Annotated in this window: 16 protein-coding genes; 7 read left to right on the plus strand and 9 right to left on the minus strand. The window is 61.8% G+C overall.

The annotated features are described in order from the left end of the window. Positions 1-205 precede the first annotated feature (205 nt). Both clpB and ABF859_RS11735 read right to left on the minus strand, forming a co-directional pair. Complete coding sequence (gene clpB, locus ABF859_RS11730) at positions 206-2,806, minus strand: ATP-dependent chaperone ClpB (protein WP_415527967.1); 2,601 nt, start codon at positions 2,804-2,806, stop codon at positions 206-208. A 90-nt stretch (positions 2,807-2,896) separates the two neighbouring features. Beyond that, positions 2,897-3,976 (minus strand): aldo/keto reductase, encoded by a 1,080-nt coding sequence (locus ABF859_RS11735; protein WP_415528010.1) that lies wholly within the window; start codon positions 3,974-3,976, stop codon positions 2,897-2,899. Positions 3,977-4,173: 197 nt separating this feature from the next. Here ABF859_RS11735 and ABF859_RS11740 point away from each other — a divergent pair, with 197 nt between their 5' ends. Next, on the plus strand, positions 4,174-6,381 hold the full coding sequence (locus ABF859_RS11740) for a DPP IV N-terminal domain-containing protein (protein WP_415527968.1): 2,208 nt from the start codon (positions 4,174-4,176) through the stop codon (positions 6,379-6,381). Between the two features lie 75 nt (positions 6,382-6,456). On the opposite strand, the gene grxB is transcribed toward ABF859_RS11740, so the two are convergent. Further along, on the minus strand, positions 6,457-7,110 hold the full coding sequence (gene grxB / locus ABF859_RS11745) for a glutaredoxin 2 (protein WP_415527969.1): 654 nt from the start codon (positions 7,108-7,110) through the stop codon (positions 6,457-6,459). Between the two features lie 48 nt (positions 7,111-7,158). After that, on the minus strand, positions 7,159-7,773 hold the full coding sequence (locus ABF859_RS11750) for a YqgE/AlgH family protein (protein WP_415528011.1): 615 nt from the start codon (positions 7,771-7,773) through the stop codon (positions 7,159-7,161). Between the two features lie 134 nt (positions 7,774-7,907). On the opposite strand from ABF859_RS11750, the gene ABF859_RS11755 reads away from it, so the two are divergent. The 3 genes from ABF859_RS11755 to ABF859_RS11765 all read left to right on the plus strand — a co-directional run bounded on the left by ABF859_RS11755 (position 7,908) and on the right by ABF859_RS11765 (position 10,643). Continuing rightward, positions 7,908-8,663, plus strand: coding sequence for an SDR family NAD(P)-dependent oxidoreductase (locus tag ABF859_RS11755; RefSeq protein WP_225199216.1), 756 nt, complete (start codon positions 7,908-7,910; stop codon positions 8,661-8,663). After that, positions 8,653-9,531, plus strand: a complete 879-nt coding sequence (locus ABF859_RS11760) for a polyphosphate kinase 2 family protein (protein WP_415527970.1) — start codon at positions 8,653-8,655, stop codon at positions 9,529-9,531. The genes ABF859_RS11755 and ABF859_RS11760 overlap by 11 nt, the downstream gene beginning before the upstream one ends. Positions 9,532-9,716: 185 nt before the next feature. Further along, a complete protein-coding gene (locus ABF859_RS11765; RefSeq protein ID WP_415527971.1) occupies positions 9,717-10,643 on the plus strand; it encodes a glycosyltransferase family 61 protein in 927 nt (308 codons plus the stop codon). 64 nt (positions 10,644-10,707) lie between these two features. Here ABF859_RS11765 and ABF859_RS11770 read toward each other — a convergent pair whose 3' ends face one another. Then, positions 10,708-12,528 carry a DEAD/DEAH box helicase gene (locus ABF859_RS11770; RefSeq protein ID WP_415527972.1) on the minus strand — a complete coding sequence of 607 codons (1,821 nt, stop codon included), beginning with the start codon at positions 12,526-12,528 and terminating at the stop codon, positions 10,708-10,710. Between the two features lie 162 nt (positions 12,529-12,690). Then, a complete protein-coding gene (locus tag ABF859_RS11775; protein ID WP_415527973.1) occupies positions 12,691-13,341 on the minus strand; it encodes a class I SAM-dependent methyltransferase in 651 nt (216 codons plus the stop codon). Between the two features lie 84 nt (positions 13,342-13,425). Here ABF859_RS11775 and dapF point away from each other — a divergent pair, with 84 nt between their 5' ends. From dapF to ftsY, 3 genes are read left to right on the plus strand one after another with little or no spacing between them, the layout of a single operon-like run. Further along, complete coding sequence (dapF, locus tag ABF859_RS11780; protein ID WP_415527974.1) at positions 13,426-14,199, plus strand: diaminopimelate epimerase; 774 nt, start codon at positions 13,426-13,428, stop codon at positions 14,197-14,199. After that, positions 14,196-15,398 carry a MiaB/RimO family radical SAM methylthiotransferase gene (locus tag ABF859_RS11785; RefSeq protein ID WP_415527975.1) on the plus strand — a complete coding sequence of 401 codons (1,203 nt, stop codon included), beginning with the start codon at positions 14,196-14,198 and terminating at the stop codon, positions 15,396-15,398. Before dapF ends, ABF859_RS11785 begins: the two co-directional genes overlap by 4 nt. 60 nt (positions 15,399-15,458) lie before the next feature. Beyond that, a complete protein-coding gene (ftsY, locus tag ABF859_RS11790; protein ID WP_415527976.1) occupies positions 15,459-16,418 on the plus strand; it encodes a signal recognition particle-docking protein FtsY in 960 nt (319 codons plus the stop codon). A gap of 30 nt (positions 16,419-16,448) precedes the next feature. Here the strand turns inward: ftsY and ABF859_RS11795 are convergent, their stop codons facing one another. The 3 genes from ABF859_RS11795 to ABF859_RS11805 form a co-directional block, all read right to left on the minus strand. Beyond that, entirely contained in the window at positions 16,449-16,919 is a 471-nt protein-coding gene (locus ABF859_RS11795) for a hypothetical protein (protein WP_415527977.1), read from the minus strand. Between the two features lie 9 nt (positions 16,920-16,928). Next, entirely contained in the window at positions 16,929-18,899 is a 1,971-nt protein-coding gene (locus ABF859_RS11800; protein WP_415527978.1) for a hypothetical protein, read from the minus strand. A 90-nt stretch (positions 18,900-18,989) separates the two neighbouring features. Further along, the gene (locus ABF859_RS11805) at positions 18,990-20,279 is read right to left on the minus strand and encodes an adenylosuccinate synthase (protein ID WP_415527979.1); all 1,290 of its coding nucleotides are present in this window, start codon (positions 20,277-20,279) and stop codon (positions 18,990-18,992) included. Positions 20,280-20,297: the final 18 nt, after the last annotated feature.

Consider the following 20,297-nt stretch of genomic DNA (forward strand, 5'->3'; position numbering starts at 1 on the left):
CGCCGCGTCGGTGAACGGGCTTATACGGGGACCTCAGCATAGTGTCAAACAGAATCAGACTCGCACTTGTCCACATTCCCAACACCCAAAAATCCCCCACAAAACCCACTTATCCCCGTTACCCATTCGAATTTCGTAATGATAAAAACCAGAAAAAAGCGCCTCGCAGGCGCTTTTTCCTGGCCGAAGCCGGTTCTGACGGGGGTCAGTCTGCCGAAACAGCTTTCCCGTCGATCGTGAGGGCCTTGTCATTGGCCGAAACCTTGATCGTTTCCCCATCATGGATGCTGCCTTCCAGCAGCAGACCGGCCAACGGGTTCTGCAGGCTACGCTGGATAACCCTCTTGAGCGGACGGGCACCATAAACAGGATCATATCCTGCCGCGGCCAGCCACTCGGTTCCCTTCTCGTCCAGTTCCAGGTTGATCTTACGATCTTCCAGCAGCTTCTGGAGGCGACTGATCTGGATCTTGACGATCCGGTCCATGTCCTTGCGTTGCAGACGGGAGAACAGGATGATTTCATCCAGACGGTTCAGGAACTCCGGCCGGAAGTGATTGCGCACCACCTGCATGACCTGCGGACGAACTTCGTCCACGGATTCACCGTCCGGCAGATTGGCCAGAACGTCAGACCCGAGATTGCTGGTCAGCACGATGATCGTGTTGCGGAAGTCCACCACACGTCCCTGCCCGTCTGTCAGACGTCCATCATCGAGAACCTGAAGCAGGATGTTGAAGATGTCCTCATGGGCCTTCTCCACCTCGTCAAACAGGATCACCTGATAAGGACGACGGCGAACGGCCTCGGTCAGCACACCGCCTTCATCGTAACCGACATAGCCCGGAGGAGCACCGATCAGACGGGAGACCGCATGCTTCTCCATGAATTCGCTCATGTCGATCCGCAGCAGGGCCTTCTCATCATCGAACAGGAACTGTGCCAGAGCCTTGGTCAGCTCGGTCTTGCCAACACCCGTCGGACCGAGGAACAGGAACGAACCGATCGGACGGTTGGGGTCCTGAAGACCGGCGCGTGCCCTACGGACAGCATTCGACACGGCAACCAGCGCCTGCTCCTGACCGACAACACGCTCCCGCAGCGTGTCTTCCATCCGGAGCAGCTTGGCGCGCTCGCCTTCAAGCATCCGGTCCACCGGAACACCGGTCCAGCGGGAGACGACCGAAGCCACACCCTGATCCGTCACGGTATCGGCGAACAGGCCGCTCCTCGAGGAGGCATCTTCTTCTTCCTGAGCCTTAGCGATCTGTGCCTCAAGATTCGGGATCAGGCCGTACATCAGCTCGGACGCCTTGCCGAGATTGCCCTGACGCTGCGCGACTTCCACATCGGAGCGCGCTGTGTCGAGCTGTTCCTTCAGCTTCTGGATCGCATTCACCCGATCCTTTTCAGCATGCCATTCGGCACCCATTGCATCGGACTGCTCTTCCAGATCGGCCAGTTCGGCCTCAAGCGCGACCAGACGATCCTTCGAAGCCGTGTCGTCTTCCTTGCGGATGGCTTCACGCTCGATCTTGAGCTGGATGATACGACGATCCAGTTCGTCCAGCGCCTCCGGCTTGCTGTCGATCTGCATCCGCAGGCGGCTGGCAGCCTCGTCGATCAGGTCGATCGCCTTGTCCGGCAGGAAGCGGTCCGTGATATAGCGGTTGGAGAGGGTCGCGGCTGCAACGATGGCGTTGTCCGTAATGCGGACACCATGATGCAGTTCGTACTTCTCCTTGATGCCACGCAGGATCGAGATCGTGTCGGCAACGGACGGCTCACCCACGAAAACCGGCTGGAAACGACGGGCCAGAGCCGCGTCCTTTTCAATATACTTGCGGTACTCGTCGAGCGTCGTCGCACCCACGCAGTGCAGCGTGCCACGAGCCAGTTCCGGCTTGATGAGGTTGGACGCATCCATCGCACCATCGGAACGACCGGCCCCGACGAGCGTATGCATTTCGTCGATGAAGAGGATGATCTCGCCTTCAGCCGTCTCGATTTCCTTGAGAACAGCCTTCAGACGTTCCTCGAACTCACCGCGATATTTCGCACCGGCGATCAGCGCACCCATGTCGAGCGACAACAGCTTCTTGTTACGCAGAGCCTCGGGCACATCGCCATTGACAATGCGCTGCGCCAGCCCTTCGACAATAGCCGTCTTACCCACGCCCGGCTCACCGATCAGGACCGGATTGTTCTTGCTCCGGCGCGCCAGAACCTGAATGGTCCGGCGGATTTCCTCGTCACGACCGATGACCGGATCGAGCTTGCCAGCCTGGGCGACCGCCGTCACATCACGGGCATATTTCTTGAGCGCGTCAAACGTATTTTCCGCCGAGGCACTCGTCACGGTGCGCCCCTTGCGGATTTCCGCCACGGCGCGTTCCAGAGCCCCAGCACTGGCCTTGCCGTCCACCAGCGCCTTGCCCGCCGGCGTATTGCTGGCGGCAATCGCCACAAGCAGACGATCCTGAGCAACGTGACTGTCACCAGCGACTTTCGCAGCAGACTCGGCAGCGTCGAGCAGCCGGCCGAGATCCGGCGTCATCTGCGGTTGCCCGGCCCCGGCGCCCTGCACTTTCGGCAGTTTTGCAAGAGCGGCATCATTGGCGGTCTGAACGGCTTTCGGATCACCACCTGCGGCGCGGATCAGGCCAGATGCCGCACCCTGTTCATCGTCCAGCAGGGCCTTGAGCAGATGCTCCGGCGTCAACTGCTGGTTGTAATCCCGAAGCGCAATGGTCTGTGCTGCCTGAAGAAAGCCCTGGCTGCGTTCGGTGAAATTCTGAATGTCCATTCTCTCAAATTCCTCTGATGCCCCGTTACGGCGGCATTGATGTGCTTGGCCGCCCCCGGAGGCAACGGCCTGTGATTAATATTTAGGCAGTCATTTTTTCGTTTCAAGGGCCTCCCGAAGACGTTTTGCCGGTCCCTGCAGAACCAGATCGGCCTTGGAGAGACGATCAAAGGCATTCCGGTTCTGATGCCAGTACGGATAGATCAGATCCGGCGCACTGACATCATCAAGCCGACGAACCTGTTCCTGCGTCAGACGGAGCGACGCGGCCGCCAGATTGTCCAGAAGCTGGCTCTCCTTGCGCGCTCCCAGAACCAGAGACGTGATCCCCGGCTTGTGCAGCGTCCAGGCCAGCGCCACGCGGGCTGCGGACACATTATGCTCTTCCGCAATCTGCACCAGGACCTCGATCGTGTCGTAAAGCTTGTCGAGATTCCGGACTTCGGGTTCAGGCCACCCCGAGATACGCCGGGAATCTTCTGGAGCCGTCTTGCCGCGCCGGTATTTCCCTGTCAGCAGACCACAGGCCAGCGGGCTCCACACCTGAACGCCCAGCCCCTGATCCACAGCCAGCGGAAGCAGTTCATATTCGGCATCCCGCGCTTCAAGGGAATAGTAGAGCTGCTGACTGACCGGTGCGACCAGACGGCCCCGCTCTGCAGCCCCCAGTAATTTCATGGCCTGCCAGCCAGCAAAATTGGAAATCCCCGCATAACGGATCTTGCCCTGATCGCGCAGGGCCTGGAGCGCCTCAAGCGTTTCCTCGACCGGCGTCAGGCCGTCCCATTCATGCAGGTAATAGAGATCGATATGGTCCCGCCCCAGACGACGCAGACTATCGTCGCAGGCATTGAGGATGTGATGGCGCGACAGGCCCTCTTCGTTCGGCCCCTTCCCCGTCGGGAAACGCACCTTGCTGGTGACAAGCAGTTCCCGGCTGCGTCCCTGAAGGACACGGCCAAGGATTTCTTCCGCCTCACCGCCGGAATAGGCGTCCGCCGTGTCGAACATGTTCACGCCATGCTCCACACAGATATCCACCATCCGCGTTGCTTCCGCGACATCCACCTTTCCGGTAGCGGCAAAATTCCCCTGCCCCCCGAACGTGACCGATCCGAAATTGAGTGCTGAAATCCTGAGGCCCGAGCGACCAAGCTGACGATACTGCATATCCATCAGACTCCTTCTTGCTGAGACATACCGTGATACAGAACACCCGAGCCTGGGATCGGTCCCGGTAAAAACGCTCCCACTCCCGAAAACGTGAGACCGCTGCGTCATCCCGCGTGGAAACCCTGTTCACAAATGGCGCGCCGGTCCATGATCGACGTCAAAATCCTGTCCGCTGTCATTCTTACGGAGATGCAATGCCGTCACATTTCCTGCGTCGTGCCCTTTGGGCCTGCGCCTTCATCTCTCCGCTGCTGTCCGCCGGGATCGCCGATGGGGCCGAACCTGCCGCCTGCATGGTCGATCTCGCAAAGACCCGGAACGGCGCACTTGGCCTGCCGAACCATGCCGAAGTCACACCGGATGGTCATTCTGTCCTGTTCCTGCGCTCGGGACCATTCGACACTCATCTGCATCTCTACCGCTACGACCTGCCGGACCATTCACTGCACGAACTGGCAGCCCCGGCCTCGGGTCCAGAGCATCTGTCGGTCGAGGAAAAGGCCCGGCGCGAACGGGCACGCCAGATCATGTCGGGCATTACCGACTATCAGATGAGTGAAGATGGCGGTACGGTTCTCGCCTCACAGGGTGGGCAGCTCGAACGTATCGCCACGGATGACGGCCGGGTCACGCCGATTGAAGGTCAGTGGATCGCACCGCGCCTGTCCCCGAACGGCCTGACCCTTGCCGCGGTGCGGGACAATGACCTGTACAGCGTCGATCTCCTCAGCGGGCGTGAAACACGTCTGACAACCGGCGGCAGCGATACCCTGACGCACGGTCTTGCTGAATTTGCTGCCGCTGAAGAACTGGAGCGCGCAGATGGCGCGTGGTGGTCCCCCGACAGCAAAACCATCCTGTTCGAGGAAGCCGATAACAGCGCCGTCGAAAAGCACTACATCACCAATCCCGAAGCTCCTCAGGCTGAACCCGTCTCGTTCCGCTATCCCCGTGCCGGGACGAACAACGCGAAAACGCGCTTCGGCTTGGTGGATGCAAAAGGCGGCGCGGTCCGGTGGATTTCTTGGGATCACGAGGCATGGCCCTATCTCGGCCGCGTCGTCTGGCGGAAGAATGGACCTCTGTCTGTTGTGCTGCTCAACCGCGCCCAGACGCAGGAACAGCTTCTCACGATTGACCCCGCAACCGGCGCCACCCATCTCCTGCTGGCCCAGTCCGACCCGGCCTGGATCGAGCTGGACCCCCGCGCGGCTTCCGGCGGCCACAACCTGCCCGTCTTTCTGGACAATAACGCAGGCTTCCTCTGGGCAGCGGACCGGGGCAAGGACTGGCAGCTCGAACTCCATACCCCCGATGGAAAGCTCCAGCGTGTCCTGACACCGCCGGGCCTGTCCTATGTCGCCTTCAACGATTACGACGCCGAACACAACACGATCACCGTGACGGTCCGGGCCAACCGGCTGGACAATGAGGTCGTGCATATCGACCTTGCAACCGGTGCCGTAACGCCGTTTGTGACGGAGCGCGGCCTTCATAATGTCCATGTCACGAATGGCACGCACACGGCCATGGTGGACACGTTTGCCAGCGCGGCGGGCACGCGCCAGACGCTGGTGCGGGATGCGAACGGCCGGGTGATCGCAACGCTCCCGAGCATGGCGCAACCGCCGAAATTGCCCGTCCATGTGGAGTTCACCACAGCAGGCCCGCGCGATCTCGACGCGGCCATCATTCGCCCGGAGAACTTCAGCACCTCAAAGCGCTATCCGGTCGTGCTGTCGGTCTATGCCGGGCCGGGTGTAAAGCTGGTGCGCGATACACCGACGTCCTTTCTGGATGATCAGTGCCTCGCCAATCAGGGCTACATCGTCGTCACGCTCGATGGACGGGGAACGCCGGGACGCGATCATGATTTTGAACGCGCCATCAAGGGCAACCTGATCGACCTGCCGCTTCAGGACCAGATCGATGGACTTCAGGCTCTCGGAAAACGCCATCGTGAAATGGATCTCTCCCGCATCGGCGTGCATGGCTGGTCCTTCGGCGGCTATTTCACCGCGATGGCGACCATCCGCCGTCCGGACGTATTCAAAGTCGGCGTCGCAGGCGCGCCGCCCGTAGATTTCGCGGATTATGACACGGCCTATACCGAGCGTTATCTCGGTACGCCGCAGGACGATGCGGAAGGCTATCGCAAAAGCAACGTCCTGACCTATGCCGAGACGCTGAAACAGCCCCTGCTGCTCATGCACGGCATCACGGACGACAACGTCTATTTCGAGAATACCATGAAGCTGACGCAGGCCCTGCTTCATGCCGGCAAACCCTATGACCTGCTGCTGCTGCCGGGCACGCATATGCTGCCCGATCCTGTCATCCGCGCCCGTGTGGCCCAGCGACGGGTACAGTTCCTGAGCGCAGTCCTTCATCCGGGAAAGTAATGTATTTCGTGCCGCCATGAAAAAAGAGGCCGGATCACATGATCCGGCCCCTTTTTTTGCACCCTGTCCCCGTCATCAGACAGCGATGTCGTCGAACAGCCCCACACCGGACCGAACGGCCATGGCCTGCCGGTAAGCTTCGACCTCCGGCGGGTAAACCACCCCCCGGATCAGCGACATGCTATGCAGATGCGCATAGAGATGGATGTCATCGGTAGACAGTTCACCGTTCACGGCTTCAGGCGAGCGGATCAGCGGAGCCAGCTCTTTCAGCAGCGCGTTCAGTTGCGCCAGTTCGTCGGTCTTTTCTTCCAGCAGGGCACTGAACGATCCAACGGACGGCTCCTTGCGATGGATGAAGCCTGCACGTGCGGAAGTCGTCGCGAATTCCGGGAGCGGTGCCGCAGCGGCACGCGGAAGAAACAGACGATAGAGCGGCGTTCCCGCCTTCTTCAGCCATGCAGGGATTTCGGGGTTCGTTGCGCCCGTCAGGACAGGTGTCCCGATCGCATCGATATGGGCAACGATATCCATGCTTTCGGGCATGAAGTGGCCGTCTTCCTCAAGAATCGGGACAACCTTGCGCCCGACCATGCGAACCGGCCCCTCCACATCGTCATTGAGCAGGATATGCTGCTCATACGGGATGTTCTTCAGTCCGAAGATCATCCGCGCCTTGGTGCAGAACGGGCAGTGTTCATAAACATAGAGAATATAGGGTGCGCTCATGCTGTCTTCCTGTGTCTAACGGACCATCGGCCTGAAAGAACGCCTTATTCAGGCTTCCCCGACCGATGATGAAAGAAGAAGGGGGTCAATATCTATGGCAACGAGCGCCTGACGCCATTTTTTCGCGTGATCGGTCCCGAACACGATCTCGTCAGTCGCGGGTGCCACAAACCAGGAACTGTCACGCAGGATTTCCTGTTCGAGCTGCCCCGGAGCCCAGGCAGCATGCCCGAGCGCCATCATGGCCTGCTTCGGCCCCTGCCCGGCTGCCAGTTCACGCAGGATATCCAGACTGGCGGTCAGGGTCGTGTGGCCATCAACGTCCAGACTGCCTTCCCCGGCCCAGTCCGCCGAATGCAGGACAAAGCCCCGGGAGTGCTCGACCGGGCCACCCATGCACACACCGATCCGCCGCTCGGGAGGGCTGGGCTCGATTCCCAGTTGCGCAAACAGGTCATCCAGCCCCGGCTGGGACAGGCGCTTGTTGACGATCAGCCCCATCGCTCCGTCCTGCTCCGAATGGGCGCAGAGATAGATCACCGTCCGTTCAAAGAACGTCTCCGCCAGTGCTGGCGCGGCCACGAGCAGTTTTCCCGTAAGACCGAGTTCCATGCGACCGGCGTCTGTCAGGTTGTCATTCCGTCCGTCGAGTGTTTTCTTCATGCCTGCCAACATGGGTGCATCCCTTCCCGTATTGCAAGCGTTTGCCTTCAGGAGTGTTAATGACATCCAATGTCATTGACCCGGGTATCCCGAACCGCCCCTGCCGGGTGCGGACCGTCTGTCAGGAGATTGTCATGCCTCTTACCGTCCTCGTCACCGGCGCCACCGCAGGCTTCGGCCACGCCATCGCAACCCGCCTTGTCCGCGAAGGCCACCGCGTCATCGCCACCGGCCGCCGCAAGGAACGTCTGGAAGCCCTCAAGGATGAACTGGGCGAAAGCGTCCTGCCCTTCACGCTCGACATGACCGACCGCGACGCCTTGCGCGCCCTGCCGGCCGCCCTGCCCGAGGAATGGCAGGACATCGACGTCCTCGTGAACAACGCCGGTCTCGCACTCGGCATGGAGCCCGCACAGGACGCTGAACCCGACAACTGGGAATCGATGATCGCGACGAATGTCTCGGGCGTCGTGGAACTGACGCGTGCCCTTCTGCCGGGCATGGTCCAGCGCAATACGGGCTACATCATCGCCCTGGGCAGTACAGCCGGGACCTATCCCTATACGGGCGGAAACGTCTATGGCGCGACCAAGGCCTTCGTGCACCAGTTCACCCAGAACCTGCGGACGGACCTGCTCGGCACCCGCATCCGCGTGACGAATATCGAGCCCGGCCTGTGTGGCGGCAGCGAGTTCAGCAATGTGCGTCTGGGCGACGATGCCAAGGCGGCGGCCGTCTACAAGGACACAACCCCGCTCACGCCCGAAGACATCGCCGGGACCGTCTCCTGGCTCATCGGCCTGCCCTGGCACGTAAACGTCAACTATCTGGAGATGATGCCGGTCTGTCAGGCATCGGGTGGGCTGGCGGTAAACCGTCATGTCGGCTGAAACCGGTCTCCCTTCCCAGCTTCGCATTACGGACGGGAAAAACTTCCGTCTGTCTTCCATCGCCACGAACGACAAGCTCGGCCGCCAGAAAAGTGCCTCCCGCACCCGTATCCGCGACTGCGTGGACCGGATGTCGATCCTGCAACAGCGGCTTGCGGCCTATGCCACGCACGGCATCCTTGTCGTGCTTCAGGGCATGGACACCGCCGGCAAGGACGGTGCGATCCGTCATGCCTTTTCCGGCCTGAACCCGCAGGGCGTGCATGTCACGTCCTACAAGGCGCCGGTCGGTATCGCAACGCGTCATGACGACCTGTGGCGCATCCACCTCGCCGTGCCCTCACGCGGCGAGATCGGCATTTTCAACCGTAGTCATTACGAAGATGTTCTGGTCGAGCGCGTACATCCGGACATGGTGCGTGCCCGCGGTCTCAATCCCGATCTTCCGGATTTCTGGGATCACCGTCTGGGCGATCTGCGCAATTTCGAAAGCTATCTGCGCCGGCAGAACATCATCGTCCTCAAACTGTTTCTGCATATCTCGCCGGAAGAGCAGCGCCTGCGGCTGCTCAAGCGGCTCGACCATCCTGAAAAACGCTGGAAGTTCAGCCCGTCAGACCTGAAGGAACGCGAGTTCTGGCCGCATTATACCGCAGCCTACGAGGAAGCCATCCGCGCAACCGCGACGCCGGATGCGCCCTGGATCGTGATCCCGGGGGACCATAAATGGCTCGCCCGCGTGCTGGTGGCCGAGGCCCTGCTGGATACGCTTGAGAATCTGCACCTCAAGGAGCCGGAACAGAAACTGTCCGATCCGCTCAAAGAGGCCCAGCAGGCTTTGCTCAAAGGAGCGGCCAAGACCGTCTGATCCCGACCATGCCGCTTCTTTCCCGTCTCAGGCGCTTTCTGTCTCCCTCCGCCAGACCATGTGATCTGGCGGAAATCGCCCGGAGCAGGACCGTTCTCGAAACCTGTCCCAGCCGACCGGTTTCCCTGCTCTGCGCGTCTGATTTGCCTCATCCAGAGCGAAATCCGTTCCGGGACTGGGAAAGCATGCCAGTCACGATCAGTCGGTTTGCTCTGCGCGATATCGTCTTGGACCAGCCGTTGATGACGCTGTTGCATGCGGGGCAGACAGTACCGGATACGGCCTATGTTCAGGATCCCGAAGCCGTCCGCGCCCTGCAGATCCGCCCTGCGGATGTCATCCGCTGCGCCCCCTTCAAGGGCATCACGGCAAGCTGTGTCGATCACTGGGCCTCGAACTTCTATCACTGGGTCGCCCATACGATCCCGACCCTGCATGCCCTGTCCCAACTGAACGAGCCGGTGCGGCTTGTGCTGCCCGAACACATGCACCCCTGGCAGTTCGAGACGCTGGAGCTTTTCGGCCTGGCCTCTGATGCCCATATCCGCCTGCAACAGGGCCGTCAGTATGCGTTCAGGGCGCTAAACTACATCACCTTCGTCAATGGCAGCGCCGACTTCGCCGTCTCGGAACTCTCCCGTACTGCCTATGCCCGGCTGCGGAAGGCCACAGGCGCCGCGACAAAACCGGCGGGGCGACGGCTTTATATCGAGCGTGGCAGTTCGGCCAACCGGCATGTCCCCAATGAAGCCGAACTTGCGGACGCGCTGGAAGAACTCGGCTTTGAGCGCGTCCGTCCCGAAACCCTGTCCCTGACCGAACAGATCCACCTTTTCAGCGAAGCCGGGATGGTCATGGGCATGCTGGGGGCCGGGATGGCCAACATCGCCTGGTGCCAGTCGGGGACGCTCATCTACGAACTCGTTCCGTCCCACCATATCAACCCCTGCTTTGCCGCCATGGCGACACAGGGAGACCTGCAATACTGGGCCGATGTCTTCCAGACAGGGGCCGCGCAGGAAAACCATACGGACAATGCCGCCATCCCGCTCCCGGTCCAAAACATTCTCGACCGGGTCCGCGACCTGATCGCACTCCTGCCCAGCGCCTGAAAAAACAAACCCCGCCGGAGACCTGCTCCGGCGGGGTTTTGCTTCTCGGATCCCTGAAGAAGGATCAGGACCGGCGCTTGCGGCTCGAACCATCACCCTTCGGGCCATCACCGGCTGCGGGCTTGGGGCGACCATAGCCCGAACCGCCACGGCCCTTGTAACCGCCACCGGCGCCACCACGCGGCCCCCCCTTGAAGCCACCGCCCGAACGGCCACCGCCGCCAAAGCGCTTGCCTTCACCGGGATTGCGACCACGAGGGCCCATACCACCGGCGGGCGCTTCGGAGGGCTCGATCGTCACTTCGTCGGCTTCCGCACCGGCGAGGCAGGACTTGAAGCGGGCAACGCTTTCATCCGCGATCTGGAAATAGGTCTGTTCCTGATCGATGCGGATGCTGCCGATCTCGCGCTTCTGCACGCCACCCAGACGGCAGATCAGCGGGATCAGCCATTTCGGATCGGCGCGCTCGGTGCGACCGACGCTCATCTTGAACCACTCACCCGCCATGACGTGCTCTTCACGCGGCGCGCGCTCGGGGCGCTCGCCACGTTCCGTGCGGCGCGGAGCCTCGACGGACATCGGACGGATCTGCTCGACCTTCGGGAGGCGTGCACGGTACAGACCAACCAGCGCCGCGGCGAGCTTCGTGGCGTCGTACGTCTCGACAAGCTGGTTGACCAGTTCGTCGGACATGTCGTCCACGGCGTTCGTCAGGATCGGATCGTGCATCAGGCGCGTCTTGTCCTGCTCGGCAATGGCGTCCGCCGTGGGAACAGCTTCCCACTCGGCCTGGATCTTCGCCATCTGAAGTAGACGCTCGGCCCGGCGACGCTGGTTCAGCGGAACCATCAACACGCTGGTGCCCTTGCGTCCCGCACGGCCCGTACGGCCCGAACGGTGCAGCAGGGTCTCGGCAGCCGTCGGGATGCTGGCATGGATCACGAGGTTCAGTGCCGGCACGTCAATGCCGCGGGCGGCAACGTCCGTTGCAACGCAGACACGGGCCTGACCGGAACGCAGGCTCTCGATCGCACGGCTGCGCTCGTTCTGGCCCATCTCGCCGGAAATGGCGACAGACGCGAAACCACGCTCAAGCAGAGTCGCCTGAACCTGATTGACCATCATACGGGTGTTGCAGAACACCATCGCCGTCGGGCTTTCGTAGAAACGAAGCACATTGACGAGCGAACGCTCGATTTCCTGCGGCTGCGTGATGACGCAGCGATAGGTGATGTCGGAATGCTGCTTGGCGCCCGACACCGTGTCGATCCGCTCGGCATTCTTCTGGTAACGGCGTGCCAGCGAGGCGATCTCGCGGGCGATCGTCGCGGAGAACAGCAGCGTGCGACGCTCAGTCGGAGCGGCGTCGAGCAGCTTTTCGAGCTCGTCACGAAAACCCATGTCCAGCATTTCGTCGGCTTCATCAAGGATGACGCAACGAAGGGCGGACAGATCGAGGGAGCCGCGCGACAGATGGTCGCACAGACGGCCCGGCGTGCCGACAACGATATGGACGCCGCGATTGAGTTCGCGAGCTTCACTGCGGGCATCGGTGCCGCCAATGCAGCTCGCGATACGGGCACCGGTTTCGGCATAAAGCCACTTGAGTTCGGACTGGACCTGAAGCGCCAGCTCACGCGTCGGCGCAATCACGAGCGCCATGGGCTGAGGGGACGGCGGAAGGCGATCGGCATCTCCGAGCAGGGTCGGAGCGATGGCCAGGCCGAAGGCGACGGTCTTGCCCGACCCCGTCTGCGCGGAAACCAGCAGGTCGCGCTCGTCCAGCCCCGGCTGCAGAACTGCTTCCTGAACAGGAGTCAGCTGTTCGTAGCCACGTGCCTCAAGGGCGCGCTTAAGGGCAGGATGGGTATCGGGAAAAGGCATATTTTATGAACACTCGGCAAACGTCACGCCGACGACAGGATGCGGCGGCTGGAATGCCGCTGCATAAAGACTTCCAGCCGAAAATGCCAGAAAGAACGTATGGAAGGCTTTTTCTTGTCCCGCCCGTCACCTCCGGCACCCGGAACGCAGCCCCTGCCCTGTTCAGTTTCTGGGCTTGCGACCGATCACGGCATGAACGGTATCGCGCCAGGCCGTGAGGTCCTCGGGCGGAACGACCTCACCCGTATCCAGCTCGGCCAGTCCGGCGCGGGACATCAGCACACTGGCCAGACGCACCCGATCGGCCGGCTCCAGCGCCTGCCAGATCGCAACAGCCTTTGCAGCATGGAACTGGTCGGAAAACGTCAGGATCAGCGGTGATCCAGGCTTGAGAACACGCACCACCTCCGTCAGCACGGCCAGAGGCTGCGTCAGATAGGCCAGACCGTCACACAGCGTCACGGCGTCGAAACTGTCCTCCTCGAAGGGAAGCGTCGTAACCTCGTTGAGGTCCTGCACCACCCGCTCGCCCAGAACGGGATTGGCATCCAGCGCGGATTTCGAGACGCCAAGCCCCACCACACGCTGGAACGTCGCTTCTTCGGGATAATGGCTCAGGCTTCCGGCCATCAGATCCAGCACGGAGCCGCCAACGGGCAGAGCCGTCTGATACAGCGCCGTCACAGCCGTCCGGGCGCCCATGTCCATCAGCGAATCCGGCAGACGCTGGGCATGGAAAATCGTGTCAGGCTCGCTATTGGCGCGCGTGAACGCCGCTGCGTGCATTCCTTCAATCTGTTCCGGGCCGCTCATGTCCACTCCTTCTGGTCCAGCAGCCGAGATGAGGGCATGTTCCCCGTGCGTCAACCCGCGCGATGCTTTATGAGAGGCCCCATCATGACCCTCTCCTTCACGAAAATGCACGGCCTGGGCAACGATTTCGTCGTGATCGACGGCCGTCAGGACGATCCCGCCCTTGAGACCGCAACGATCCGCCATCTGTGCGACCGGCGCTTCGGAATCGGCTGCGACCAGCTTGTGCTCCTGACAGCACCAACGCTGGAATGCGCCGACGTGCATGTCCGCTTCTTCAACCCGGACGGCTCGGAAGCGGGAGCCTGCGGCAATGCGTCGCGCTGCGTGGCGAAGTTCGTCGGCGGCAATCCGACCCTTCAGACGGCCGCCGGCCTTCTCCCCACAACACGCGACGGCGATCTCTTCACGGTCGATATGGGCACACCGCGTCTGGACTGGCAGGACATACCCCTGTCCCAGCCCTGTGACACGCTGCATCTGCCCCTGCATGACGCAGCCGCCTGCTCGATGGGTAATCCGCACGCCACGCTGTTCGGTGACGCCTCCCGGGCGGAAGCACTGGGACCGGACCTCGAACGGAACGCCCTTTTCCCCGAACGCGCCAATATCGGCTTCGCCCAGATCCTGTCCCCGACCCATATGCGTCTGCGCGTCTGGGAACGTGGTGCGGGACTGACCCTCGCCTGCGGTTCCGGCGCCTGTGCGGCCGTCGTGAACGCCGTCCGCCGTGGCCTGACCGAACGCACCTGCACCGTGACGATGGATGGCGGAGACCTGCGCATCACATGGCGTGAGGACGGGCATGTCCTCATGACCGGCCCCGCCGTCACCGTCTTTCGCGGGACAACCGCGTGACAGCCTCCGTCCTGACATTCGGATGCCGCCTCAACGCGCATGAGAGCGACGGTATGGCCCATCATGCGCGCGGTCAGGATGACACCATCATCGTCAACACCTGCGCCGTGACGACCACAGCCGAGCGACAGGCCCGGCAGGCCATCCGCCGCGCTCATCGTGAGAATCCGGACGCAAGGATCGTCGTTACCGGCTGCGCTTCCGACATCGCACCGGACCGCTGGGCCGGTCTGCCGGGCGTGGTCAAGATCGTGCCCAACGCGGACAAGCTCAAACCCGCAACATGGGGAGACAACACGCCGGGTCTCCCTCCCTCGCGCCATGCCCGGGCCCTTCTGCAGGTGCAGCAGGGCTGCGATCATCGCTGCACCTTCTGCATCATCCCTTATGGTCGGGGAGAATCACGTTCCACGTCCACCGAAGAGACCATCGCCCGGGCGGAAGCGCTCGTCGAAGCAGGACATCAGGAGATCGTCCTGACCGGCGTGGACATCGCCTCATGGCAGGGACCTGACGGGGCCGGGCTGGGCGCCCTGTGCCGTGAACTGCTCCACCGTGTCGAGGGCATCAGACGCCTGCGCCTCTCATCCATCGACCCGGTCATTCTGGATGCCAGCACCGGGGATGCGGACCTGTGGTGGCTTCTGGAAAACGAACCCCGGCTAATGCCGCATCTGCACCTCTCCCTGCAGGCCGGATCGGACCTCATCCTCAAGCGCATGAAACGCCGCCATGATACGGCCGGGGTCGCCGCCACGCTCCGCCGCGTGCGGTCCATACGCCCGGAAACAGGCGTCGGCGCCGATCTGATCGCGGGGTTTCCCACGGAAACGGATGCTCTCTTTGAGGAAACCCGTGCCTTCATCGAAGAGCAGCAGATCCCCTTTCTGCATGTCTTTCCCTACAGCGAACGCCCCGGAACACCCGCTGCCCGCATGCCAGCCGTTCCCAACGCCGAGCGCCAGAAACGCGCGGCATGTCTGCGCGACATCGGCGATGCAAACCGTGACCGTTTTCTGGAACGCCTCATCGGCACCGAATTCGATATTCTGGCCGAGACGACGGATCGCGGTCATTCACCAGAGTTCGCCGCCGTGCGCCTGACCCAAACGTCCCCCCCACCAATCCGCGGAAGTTTCGTCCCGGTACGGGCCACGGGGCTGGAAAACGGGACACTTCTGGCGGAAATCCGCAGATGAAACGCCTTCAAATCCTCCAGTCCTCTTGACGTCCGGCCCGACCTGTCCGAACTCCCATGCATGGCTGGATTTTTCTCACGACTCAAACAGGGTCTCTCGCGGTCGAGTTCGCGTCTCGGCGCCGTCTTCACGCATCGCAAACTGGATGAAACAGCTCTTGAAGAGCTTGAGGACGAACTGATCGCCGCCGATCTCGGACCGGCCGTGGCCGAACGCGTCATCGAGAGTTTCCGCAGCACCCGCTTTGGCAAGGACGTTACGAGCGAGGAGATCCGCGAAACGCTCGCCACCGAAATCGCCCGTGTTCTTGAACCTGTCGCCATTCCCTTCGAGCCCGATCCGAAGAAAAAACCCCATGTCGTGCTGGTTGTCGGCGTTAACGGCGTCGGCAAGACCACCACGATCGGCAAGATGGCCCGCCTTTACACGGAAGAGGGCAAGTCGGTAATGCTGGTGGCCGGAGACACGTTCCGCGCCGCCGCCGTCGAACAGCTCGAAGTCTGGGGCAAGCGGGCCAATGTGCCCGTCATCGCCGGCAAGCACGGCGCCGATGCCGCAGGGCTGGCCTATGACGGCCTCAAACGTGCCACCGAAGCCGGAACCGACCTCCTCCTGATCGACACCGCCGGACGCCTGCACAACAAGGGCGCGCTGATGGAGGAACTGGCCAAGATCATCCGCGTCATGCGGAAGTTTGACGAGACAGCGCCCCATTCCGTCCTGCTGGTTCTGGATGCAACAACCGGCCAGAACGCCATCGAACAGGTCCGTGTTTTCCGCGAACTGGTCAACGTGACCGGACTGATCGTGACCAAACTGGACGGCTCGGCCCGCGGCGGCATCGTCGTGGCACTGGCAGAGCAGTTCAAACTGCCCGTCCACATGGTCGGCGTCGGCGAACAGGCCGAAGACCTGCGCCCCTTCTCAGCTCAGGAATACGCAAAGGGACTGGTCGGAGGCTCCAACGATCTGGCAGCCAGACTGATGGAAACCTCAACCGAAGACACCGCTTCCGAGTAAGACATCCCCTCCTGCCGGTCTGCGCATATCTCAGGTGGCAGGGGGCTCATCGTCCGAAGACATCCATTCGTCCTGAAGATACGCGATACGCTTTTCGATGGATTTGCGCTCGCGCCGCGCTACGTCCGCGTTCCAGAGTCGTCCGCCAATGGCCGAGGCTTCCGCAACAAGCCAGGCCGCCCCGGCCGCAAGCCAGTCGAGCGCCAGAGTGAGGGGCTGCGTGATCTGCGCAATACAGGTCTCCCAGTCCCCATTGGCGGCCCAGACTTCATGCAGGGGGTGAACCATGGCGGCCCCCACATAAAACAGGACAATCATGATGCGCTGTCCATCCGCGTTCGGATCAAACAGGCGCAGGGCAACGAGAGGAAGCAGCAGCACCCCCGCAACCAACAGGCTGCCGGGGACATAGGAGAGCAGCAGACCGATAATGATCCCGTGCCACCAGCGAAATCCTGGAGCGCGAAGCGTTCCCTGTTCTGCCTGTCTAGCGGATGCCATGAGTTTTCCTCACTGACAGAACTCCAGCCAGACACTCGCCATTGCCACAGCGATGCCCGTCAGAAGTGAAAAGAATTCTCCAGAATTGCGCGCTTCACGATCATTCGCCGCTTTTCGCTCGGGAGCTTCATCCAGAACACGCATCAGATTGCTGATCTCAGCCTCTGCGTCCTGAGCCTGCCGCTGATCCAGCCGAAGGCCGGTCGGGTCGTTGACGGTTGCCAGGAACGTTCCCAGATTTCCTTCTTCTGCGGCCTTGCCAAGACGCACACGCCGTCGGGCACGCGACGTCCGGCTCCGCCACTGGCGCAGTTCCGTTTCCAGCAGCGGCAACGCCCGCTGTGCCAGGAAACTGAGCGGCGTCCTATCGAATTTCCTCTGAACGGCAGCAAGCAGTGTCAGATCCGCGAGCCAGCCCGGCAATCCGGCTTTCTGGGACTGCGAAAGGGGAACGATTCCCTGCCGGGCGCAATTTGATTCCAGGAAAGAGCGCATCTGATCATCCAGAAAACCGCTACGCCCCAGAACATCCTCCGGCAGGTCCTCGATTCCCACATGCCGGTTCAGCCACTGCAACAGACCTTCCGGCAGGGAAATCCGGACTTCCAGACATTTCTTCGAAAGGCATGGAAGAAAGCCGTTCATGTCATAGGGAAGCCGCCGGACCAGTTCCGTTCCCTTGAGACCCGTGCGCCGCGCCGCTACGGATAATGCTGTTATCTGCAGCCCCTGTCGCTGGGGAAGATGCGCCGACATGAAAGCATCCGGGTTTCCTGACATGAAACTCAGGATATTGCGGATTGTCCGCTCGTCATCCGGAACGGCGGGCTGGACTGTTGCCTGAACCAGCATCTGAGGCAGTGCTTCGGGCCAGAACCATAGGCCGCCCCAGAACATCGGCGCGGCAGGATCAAGGACGGAAATCGCATGCGTGATGACCATCGTGGCCGGATCGACCGCCCTGCTTCCACTCACCGGGAAAAATGAGGCGCTTGCCTGCTCGATCAGGCTCGCCATGACGGACAGTTCCAGTTCGCGATGCAGCCAGTTGCTGACAACCTTTCGTTGCAGCAGCGCGGAAAACTCGGCGGGATGTCGCCCGGCATACCACGCCAGGGCCTGCGGCGTCCGAACGGCATTCCCCCCGATCACGAGCGGAATGCGCGCGGGAATAACCGGACGGACCGTAAAGAGCTTGCTGGGTGCAATCGTGATCAGATCGCGCGGAGAAGGACGGCTGACAGGATCATCGGCCAGCATCGCTGTCAGAAGGGAGCGCAGCCCGATGGGCACGCTATGCCCCTCCATGTAGGCCGCAGGGGTTCCCATCTCAAAACGCCGTTTGAGGATATCCATATCGGACAGCCCTTCAAGGGGCAGTTTTCCAATGGAAAGCGCCAAGATGAGGACACCCAGCGAAAAAATATCACAGTCAGTCGTACCCTCCCCCCGCGCGGAAGGGCGGCAGACCGCGGAGGACAGGGGCTCGAAAAGAACAGGCTGTTTCTCAGCCGGTGCTCCAACTCCCAGCGGCCCCAGAACGACCTTGTGCAGTCCCTGCCCGACAAACAGGTTATCGGGCCGGATATTGCGGCAGGTCAGTTTCGCCGCTTCCAGATTCTGAAGGAGCGAGGCCAGCGGACGGATGACACCGTCGATCAGTTGGCTTTCTGTCCAGAGACCGAGGGATTCCGCAAGGGAGGGGCCGGGAGGATGTGGGCAGAGCAGCCACAGGGCGCCCTGCGCGTATTCATGGGCGTGGATCGGAATCAGGCTCTCATGACGAAAGAACATGATTTCGGAAAGACGGGCAGAGGGCGCAAAAGGCGCCAGAGCGAGATAGGACGCGCCGCCTGCCGTCGTGTCCTGGGCGCCATATGTTGCGCAGCCCCCAAGATCAGGCTGCTTGCGGTCCAGGCTGATCAGATACCGCTCGGCAATGAGCAGTTCCTGGCTATTCTCTGCCTGCGTGTCGGCCATTGAAATCCCGTTGTTTCCCTATCCGGTCTTTTGTGCCGGACAGGGATTGAGACTTCGTTAATGCAAAGGTCGATTCCAGAACCGAAAAGATCAGTCCTCGAACGGATCGCGCATCAGGATGGTGTCGTCGCGTTCCGGACTGGTGGACAGCAGCGTCACCGGCGCTTCGATCAGCTCCTCGATGCGGCGGACATACTTGATGGCCTGTGCCGGCAGTTCGGCCCAGGAGCGGGCACCTGCTGTCGTTTCCTTCCAGCCCGGCATCGTCTCGTAAACCGGCTTGACGCGCGCCTGTGCACCCGGAGCGGACGGGAAGGTCTCGATCTTCCGGCCATCCAGTTCGTAGCCCACGCAGATGGAGATCTCGTCCAGACCATCCAGCACATCGAGCTTCGTCAGGGCGATACCGCTGACGCCACCGACGCGGACAGCACGACGGATCAGAACCGCATCGAACCAGCCACAGCGACGCGGACGGCCGGTAACGGTGCCGAACTCATGACCGCGCTCACCAAGGGTGCGACCGGTCTGGTCGTGAAGCTCGGTCGGGAACGGCCCCTCACCCACGCGGGTCGTGTAAGCCTTGGCGATCCCGAGCACGAAACCGACGGAAGACGGGCTGACACCGCTGCCCGAAGCCGCCACGGCCGCAACCGTGTTGGAACTCGTGACGAACGGATAGGTGCCATGATCGACATCCAGCATGACAGCCTGCGCACCCTCGAACAAAATGCGACGACCAGCACGACGGGCTTCATCCAGACGATCCCAGACCTGACAGGAGAACGCCAGAAGGCGCGGCGTGATCTCGGTCAGGAAATCCTTGAGCTGGTCCTTGGTGAACGTCTCGGCGCCCAGACCGGCCAGCAGGGTGTTGTGGTGCAGGAGCAGTTCGTCCAGCTTCCAGTCCAGCGTCTCCGGCTCGGCCAGATCGCAGATGCGGATGGCGCGGCGGGCCACCTTGTCCTCATAGGCCGGGCCAATGCCGCGACCGGTCGTCCCGATCTTGTGGTCACCCCGCGCAGCTTCACGGGCACGGTCGAGCGCGCCATGCACCGGCAGGATCAGCGGGGCGTTCTCGGCAATCCACAGCGTTTCGGGTGTAACGACGAGGCCCTGTGCGGTCACGCGGTCGATCTCGGTCATCAGGGCTTTTGGGTCCACGACGACGCCATTGCCGATCACGCCGATCTTTCCACGCACCAGACCGGACGGCAGCAGGGAGAGCTTGTAGACCTGATCGCCCACGACCAGCGTATGACCGGCGTTGTGACCACCCTGAAAACGGACAACGATATCGGCGCGGCTGGCGAGCCAGTCGACGATCTTGCCTTTACCCTCGTCCCCCCACTGGGTTCCGATCACGGTGACGTTGGACATGAGCTGACTTCCTAGAAC

Source organism: Gluconobacter sp. (genome assembly GCF_047722525.1).
Lineage (GTDB): Bacteria > Pseudomonadota > Alphaproteobacteria > Acetobacterales > Acetobacteraceae > Gluconobacter.